Here is a 7,674-nt window from a genome sequence, read left to right as displayed (position 1 = left end):
TTTAAATAAATTTGGGTTTGTTGTTTTCCGAGATTCTTCCTTCGTCAGAATGACTGGAAGGTGGAAACCGAAGGTAAAGGACCTGTACGCCAATGTAACCGGTGAAGCAATACTTTTTTTGTTGTTTTTAAATAAATTTGGGTTTGCTGTATTTCGAGATTCTTCCTTCGTCAGAATGACTGGAAGGTGGAAACCGAAGGTAAAGGACCTGTACGCCAATGCAACCCGTGAAGCAATACTTTTTTCTTGTTTTTAAACAAATATAGGTTTGCTGTATTCCGAGATTCTTCCTTCGTCAGAATGACAGGAAGGTGGAAACCGAAGGTAAAGGACCTGTACGCCAATGCAACCGGTGAAGCAATACTTTTTTGTTGTTTTTAAACAAATATGGGTTTGCTGTATTCCGAGATTCTTCTTTCGTCAAAAAGACAGGAAGCTGGAAACCAAAGGTTGTTTGATACGATTCAAGAATATTTTGGAGAAAAGGTATACCTTAAGGGCACCGTTATGTTAAGAGGGGAAAAAGCATTAAAAAAGGCTTCGCCAAAATAGACAGTTTGAATAGTTTTGCTGCGCAGGCGTGTAAAAATTAAACAACAGATTTTTGGGTATTCTCGCTAGCGATATTTCAATACTTACTGTCGATGTACAAGGCGAAACCTTTTAACGGCAATATTTTTATTTATGCAGAGAAGCTGCTTCCGCAACCACAAGTGCTTGTTGCGTTTGGATTATTGAATGTAAATCCGCGAGCATCAAGACCGTTTTTAAAGTCGATCTCCATTCCTGCTAAATATAGCCCATGAGCTTTGTTCATAAAGACACGCATACCCTGAATGTTATATTCTGTATCGCCATCCTTGATTTGGTCGAATCCCAAAATGTAGCTCATCCCTGAACAACCTCCACCCTCTACGCCAATGCGCAATCCAAAATCAGCACCAATTTCTTGTTGGTCGATCAGTTTGTTTAGTTCGTTTAGTGCACCTTCGGTAAAAGTTACCGGAGCTACAGCTGTCAAATTATCTGAAGCCATATTAATTTCCTCTGAATTTACAGCTACAAAAATACATATTTTTCGCTTTCCTTTTAACAAGCAACCTTATTATGACAATCGGCAAACAGAGACCAGAAGGGGAATGAAGGGCATATACCAGTAGAAAAATTGCTTATTCATGGAATAGGGACCCTCGGGAATACTATCGTCAGCATGTGGTCGTTTTATGATTGTGAGGTTCAACAGTCCGTTATTCAATTGAGAAAAAACTTAACAAAATGGCAATCCTTAAAAATCATTGGAGAAATTTAGGTAATTATAAGCCCATTTCTTTGTAATTATCTATATTTGCAACAAATTTGAAATTTTAATACCCCCCAATAAAAAATATCAATATGGAAAGAGATCAATCCATTTTTAATCTAATTGCCGAGGAGCTAAAACGCCAAGAAGAAGGTATTGAGCTTATCGCTTCAGAAAACTTTGTGAGCAAGCAGGTTATGGAAGCCGCTGGTTCTGTTTTGACCAACAAATACGCAGAAGGACTTCCAGGAAAACGTTACTACGGAGGTTGTGAAGTTGTGGATAAAATTGAAACAATTGCCATCGACCGTGCAAAAGAATTGTTTGGCGCTGAATGGGTGAACGTACAACCTCACTCTGGTGCACAAGCAAATGCTGCTGTTTTCCTTGCCATCTTAAAACCTGGCGATAAAATCCTAGGATTCGATCTTAGCCATGGTGGTCACTTGACTCATGGTTCTCCAGCAAACTTCTCTGGTAAACTTTATCAACCATTATTCTATGGTGTAAAAGAAGATACTGGTCTAATCGACTACGAACAATTAGAAGAAACTGCTCGTCGTGAAAAACCAAAAGTGATTATCTGTGGTGCGTCTGCATATTCTCGTGACTGGGATTATGCCCGTATCCGTAAGGTTGCTGACGAAATCGGTGCTCTAGTTGTCGCTGACGTTTCTCACCCTGCTGGTTTGATCGCTCGCGGTCTATTGAACGATCCAATTCCTCACTGTCATATCGTAACGACAACGACTCACAAGACACTTCGTGGTCCTCGTGGTGGTATGATCATGGTAGGTAAGGATTTCGAAAACCCATGGGGCATCAAAACACCTAAAGGTGAAACACGTACCATTACCCAATTATTGGATCTAGCGGTATTCCCTGGAACGCAAGGTGGTCCTTTGGAGCACACTATTGCTGCAAAAGCAATTGCCTACGGTGAAGCGCTTTCAGATGATTACTTGACATACATTAAACAAGTTAAAACAAATGCTGCTGCCTTAGCACAGTTCTTTGTAGAAAGAGACTATAATATTATCTCTGGAGGTACAGACAACCACTTAATGTTGGTAGACCTTAGAAACAAAGATATCTCTGGTAAAGATGCAGAAGCTGTTTTAGGCTTAGCAGGTATCACAACCAATAAAAACATGGTTCCTTTTGATTCTCGCTCACCATTCGTTACATCAGGTGTTCGTTTCGGTACTGCGGCAATCACAACTCGTGGAATCAAAGAATACGAAATCATTCAAATCGGTGAATTGATCGACGAGGCATTGAACAACCGTTCAGACAATGCTGCGCTAGATCGTATCCACGGAAAAGTAAGAGAAATGATGGCTCAATTTCCTTTATATAAGTAATTGAGTAAAATATAACAATCAGATGGCTCTAAAGGATAACTTTGGAGCCATTTTTGTTATTAGGATTTAATGTGAAGAAATGTTAAAATACCAATCCATTTTTTGATTAATCGGAAATTTTAATTCTCTTTGAACTAATAACATTAAACAAATCGCTTATCGAAACACTACTACGCTTAAACTAAAATATTACAAAGACATAGAAAACTCTTACATCATTTGTGGAGGCATAATTATGAAACTATTGAATAAGAAAAGTGACCAGGAACTGGTACAAGCGTATGTTAAAGGCGAAGAAAGAGCCTTGCAAGTACTGTTAGAACGTTATAAAACGAAAATCTATACATCGATCTACCATCAGGTTAAAGATCAATACTTAGCTGAAGATATTTTCCAAGAGACTTTTATCAAAGTTATCAATACCCTAAAAGCTGGACGTTACAATGATGAAGGTAAGTTCTTGCCTTGGGTCATGCGTATTGCCCATAACATGGTTATCGACCATTTCAGAAAAGAAAAAAGAGCACCTAACGTAGTCAATAACGATGGTTTCGATATCTTTGAAATCCTGCAGTTCTCGGACGATAGCGTGGAAATGAAAATGGTAAAAGATCAACGTGATGTAGATCTTAAGAAAATCATCCAATTGCTTCCTGACGATCAAAAAGAAGTGCTGATCATGCGTCTTTTCTGTGATATGAGTTTTAAAGATATCGCGGACATTACAGAGGTAAGTATCAATACGGCCTTGGGGAGAATGCGTTATGCATTGAGCAACTTGAGAAAGATGATCGAGGAAAACAATATGATGTTTCAATTAGGATAATAATAGGATCAAGATAAATTTCAAATAGGTCTGCAAAAATTGCAGGCCTATTTTTTTGTCATGACCTTCTGGATGCTGACTTGGTTTCATTCGAGACATATTCCGAATTTCAGCAATGTGTCTCGAATAAGACTCGAATAAGGTTTAGAGAAATCCTTCAGATTTTTAATGGTCGGAAGTTGGTTTTTATTTAACTCTTGGGTAAGTTTTCTGTCACTTTGTCCTCTTTGTGTACATTTCGACTTGTTTTCGCGGTAATTTTTTCTTTCTTTGTGGTAAAAGATCTATTGGAATTAGATTTGATAGGATAATAGAAAAAAGAAAAATAAGATATTAAGATATGTACTGGATAATTTTTATCGGAATCATGGTAGTGAGCTGGATAGTTCAGTTTACTTTCAGAAATAAGTTCAAGAAATACTCGGAGATGCCACTGTCTTCAGGGCTTTCTGGAGCGGAGATAGCACAGAAGATGCTAAATGAGAATGGAATCAGTGATGTACAGGTTATTTCTGTGGAGGGACAATTGACAGACCACTATAACCCTGCACACAGAACGGTTAACTTAAGTCCTGATGTTTATCATGGACGTTCAGTTGCTGCTGCTGCCGTAGCTGCCCACGAATGTGGCCACGCGGTTCAACATGCAACAGCCTATTCTTGGTTGCAGTTCCGTTCTGCGATGGTGCCAATCGTAAGTGTTGCCTCAAAATTAACCACATGGGTGTTGATGATCGGGGTAATCATGATGGCATTCTCTGGTAATGTGTATGTGTTGGCTATTGGAGTTGCTGCGCTTGCATTGACGACTTTGTTCAGCTTTATCACTTTACCTGTAGAATTTGATGCTTCAAAACGTGCTTTGGCTTGGTTGGATGCTTCCAATATTACCCATAGCACTGAAGAACATGATGGTGCTAAAGATGCTTTGAAATGGGCTGCCATGACCTATGTGGTTGCTGCTCTTTCAGCATTGGTTACTTTACTGTACTACGCATCTATCTTGTTCGGTAGAAGAGATTAAGGTTTATAGAACCTATACAAATATGGCCCTGATTTTTCAATCAGGGCTTTCTTTGTTTTATGTCTTTTTTGGAACGGAATTGCTGGGAAAAAAATACAATAAAATAATTCTCGACAGTTAAACTTTTTTCACGAATTTCAGTCAAAAGCTTTAGTAAAACTTCCAAGAAGATTTACATTTAAAGACTAATTAATTGCTAATCATATGAAAAAGTTGCTGTTTACCATGCTGAGCATGTGTTTTATGTTTGCTGGCTATGCCCAGAATGATGTGCTGACCATTAAAGTGGATTCCGCTGGAAATACGATCTGGAAAAAGGAAGCCGAAATTTTTGAGATTCCTACCTTGAAGTTGAATGCCAGCGATAAATTAGTTTGGCAAAAAGTATATGAGACCGATCTAAGTCCAGAAGAAGTTTTTATGCGGATTAATGCCAAAGGTTTTATAATGGACCATTTCCGAAATGGAAATCAATTCTCCGGTCGATTGGTGAATGTGACGCCGAATCACGAGAATGCAAAAAAATATGTGAGCACTAGGAATCCAAAATTAGAATGGGCGGTCATAAATGCTGGTTTTCTTTTAGAAGTGAAAGATGGTAAGTATGTTGTGACAATTTCCAATATGATTCTCGAGCGAGTAGCCACTAAGCTCCATCAGGCAGATTTTTATCCCAAAGGAGAGCTTTCCCCCATTGAAGGATTAGCTTATCATAGAGGAAAGATAGGTCCTATGTTTTTGAAGTCTTATGGCGTGATTATCGATGATACCTTTGATCAATTGTTCCGTGATATTTCCACTCAATTGAAGGACGCAAAGGCAATTGTGGAGTAGGGGGAAGTAGAGATTAGACATTAGACAAAAGACAATAAGACAATAGAATAGGGAATTTAGAGCCAGGGTCCCTTCAACTCCCCAGGTTAAGGCTTAGGGCAATGTCATTGAGTTTAGAAAAAAACAAAATTTAAATTCTTTGTTACTTTTGGAGCCCAAAAGTAACCAAAAACCTTCGGCTCATTTAAGGTGGCTTTCGCACATTCCAACGCGCATAAATGAATGCCTTGTTGTCGGGAATATCTTTCAATAGATCATCCCTTTTAATGGGATGATCTATTGAAAGCATTCCAAGGCCAATCCCATCGCACAGGCATCGGCATTCTTTCCATTTTTCCGCCACTGGAAATGAGCCAGGGGCTAAAGAACTTCCTCTGGAAGGATTGAAGTTTGTTGAGTGTACCCCAACAAGATTGTAACTTCAGCATAAAAAAACCTAACTTAATGATATTGGCTCAGGGATTCTGTGCTTAGGCATTCTTATTCTCTTTTTCCTTGAAAAATAAGGGATATTGAAGGCAAAATCTTAAATTAAAAAAGCAAAAAGCTATATTTGTAGGATTAAGTCAAATCAGGTTTATGCCTAAAGTTTTCAGTTTAATACTGTTAACGGAACAAAGTATTGATTTTTAGAAAGTTAAAAGATGTTTTCAAATCTACAGGATAAATTAGACAGGGCCTTTAAGGTATTAAAGGGGCAGGGTAATATTACAGAGATCAACGTTGCGGAAACCATGAAAGAAATTCGCAAGGCATTATTGGATGCCGATGTGAACTACAAGACTGCCAAAACGTTTACCGATGATGTAAAGCAAAAAGCTTTAGGTGAGAATGTGTTGACCAGTATCTCTCCAGGTCAGTTGTTGACCAAGATCATGAACGATGAGCTTACGGAGTTGATGGGTGGTACGGTAACCGAGCTTGAAATTACGAAGAACCCGACTATTATCTTGATTGCTGGTTTGAACGGTGCTGGTAAAACGACCTTCTCGGGTAAGTTGGCCAACTTCCTAAAAGCATCTAAAGGCAAAAAACCTTTATTGGTAGCGGGTGACGTATATCGTCCTGCGGCGATCGATCAATTGGAGGTGTTGGGACAACAAGTTGGTGTTCCGGTTTATGTTGATCGTGAATCAACAGATCCAATCGGAATCGCTGTGGCCGGTGTTGAAGAAGCGAAGCGCAATGGTCAAAACGTGGTTATCATCGATACCGCTGGTCGTTTGGCGATTGACGAAGCGTTGATGAAAGAGATTACCGCGGTAAAAGATGCTACTCAGCCACATGAGATCTTGTTCGTTGTGGATTCCATGACAGGTCAAGATGCGGTGAACACAGCGAAAGCTTTCAACGACCGTTTAGACTTCACCGGTGTGGTATTGACCAAATTAGATGGTGATACCCGTGGTGGTGCTGCTCTTTCTATTAAATCTGTGGTAAACAAACCGATCAAGTTTATCGGTACAGGCGAGAAAATGGAAGCATTGGATGTTTTCCACCCTGATCGTATGGCTTCCCGTATCTTAGGTATGGGTGACGTGGTTTCCTTGGTAGAGCGTGCTCAACAGCAATTTGACGAGAAACAAGCAGCGGAACTTCAGAAGAAAATCCGTAAGAATAAATTTGATTTCAACGACTTTAAATCACAGATCCAACAGATCAAGAAAATGGGTAACATGAAGGATTTGATGGGCATGATTCCAGGAGTTGGAAAAGCAATTAAGGATGTCGAGATCGACGATGATGCATTCAAACCGATTGAAGCCATTATTGATTCCATGACTCCGTTTGAGCGTGAAAATCCAGATGCAATCGATCCTAAAAGAAGGAACAGGATTGCAAAAGGTTCTGGAACTAGCCTTGATGAAGTAAACAAACTGATGAAGCAGTTCTCGGATATGCGTAAAGTCATGAAGCAAATGTCTAATCCAGGTATGGCTGCCAAGATGATGCGTAATATGCCTAAGATGCCTGGTAAACCTTTCTAGGCTCTATAAAAAATATATAAAGAGGTTGCGGATTTTTTTCGCAACCTCTTTTTTTGTGGGATAATTGCGGTCAGGGAGGGTGCAGTTCATCCAGCGAAGATTGATTCCGTATTGTCTATTTATTTAAAACAACAAAAAAAGTATTGCCTTACGGGTTGCATTGGCGTACAGGTCCTTTACCTTTATTTTCCGCCTATCAGTCATTCTGACGAAGGAAGAATCTCGGAATGCAACAAACCCAAATTCATTTAAAAACAACAAAAAAGTATTGCTTCACGGGTTGCATTGGCGTACAGGTCCTTTACCTTTATTTTCCGCCTTGCAGTCATTCTGACGGA

At 39.3% G+C, this 7,674-nt stretch carries 7 protein-coding genes; 6 read left to right on the top strand and 1 reads right to left on the bottom strand.

Going from position 1 to position 7,674, the window contains the following annotated elements:
- On the top strand, nt 1–256 hold a 256-nt coding region (locus RT138_RS18820; protein ID WP_313191895.1), incomplete at its 5' end, for a hypothetical protein.
- Between the two features lie 426 nt (nt 257–682).
- Here the strand turns inward: RT138_RS18820 and RT138_RS18815 are convergent.
- Nucleotides 683–1,036, bottom strand: coding sequence for an iron-sulfur cluster assembly accessory protein (locus tag RT138_RS18815; RefSeq protein ID WP_185211139.1), 354 nt, complete (start codon nt 1,034–1,036; stop codon nt 683–685).
- A gap of 356 nt (nt 1,037–1,392) precedes the next feature.
- On the opposite strand from RT138_RS18815, the gene glyA reads away from it, so the two are divergent.
- The 5 genes from glyA (at nt 1,393) to ffh (ending at nt 7,336) form a co-directional block, all read left to right on the top strand.
- Nucleotides 1,393–2,664, top strand: coding sequence for a serine hydroxymethyltransferase (glyA, locus tag RT138_RS18810; RefSeq protein ID WP_313191894.1), 1,272 nt, complete (start codon nt 1,393–1,395; stop codon nt 2,662–2,664).
- 235 nt (nt 2,665–2,899) lie between these two features.
- The gene (locus RT138_RS18805) at nt 2,900–3,490 is read left to right on the top strand and encodes an RNA polymerase sigma factor (RefSeq protein ID WP_093100770.1); all 591 of its coding nucleotides are present in this window, start codon (nt 2,900–2,902) and stop codon (nt 3,488–3,490) included.
- A gap of 340 nt (nt 3,491–3,830) precedes the next feature.
- Entirely contained in the window at nt 3,831–4,514 is a 684-nt protein-coding gene (locus RT138_RS18800) for a zinc metallopeptidase (protein WP_185211135.1), read from the top strand.
- A 204-nt stretch (nt 4,515–4,718) separates the two neighbouring features.
- The gene (locus tag RT138_RS18795) at nt 4,719–5,348 is read left to right on the top strand and encodes a hypothetical protein (RefSeq protein ID WP_313191893.1); all 630 of its coding nucleotides are present in this window, start codon (nt 4,719–4,721) and stop codon (nt 5,346–5,348) included.
- Nucleotides 5,349–5,992: 644 nt separating this feature from the next.
- Complete coding sequence (gene ffh, locus RT138_RS18790) at nt 5,993–7,336, top strand: signal recognition particle protein (protein WP_093100765.1); 1,344 nt, start codon at nt 5,993–5,995, stop codon at nt 7,334–7,336.
- Nucleotides 7,337–7,674 lie beyond the last annotated feature (338 nt).

The sequence above is a fragment of the Sphingobacterium sp. genome, from assembly GCF_032065005.1.
Taxonomy (GTDB): Bacteria; Bacteroidota; Bacteroidia; order Sphingobacteriales; family Sphingobacteriaceae; genus Sphingobacterium.
Note: the sequence above shows the minus strand (reverse complement) of the source record. Positions and strands in the feature narration are given on the sequence as shown.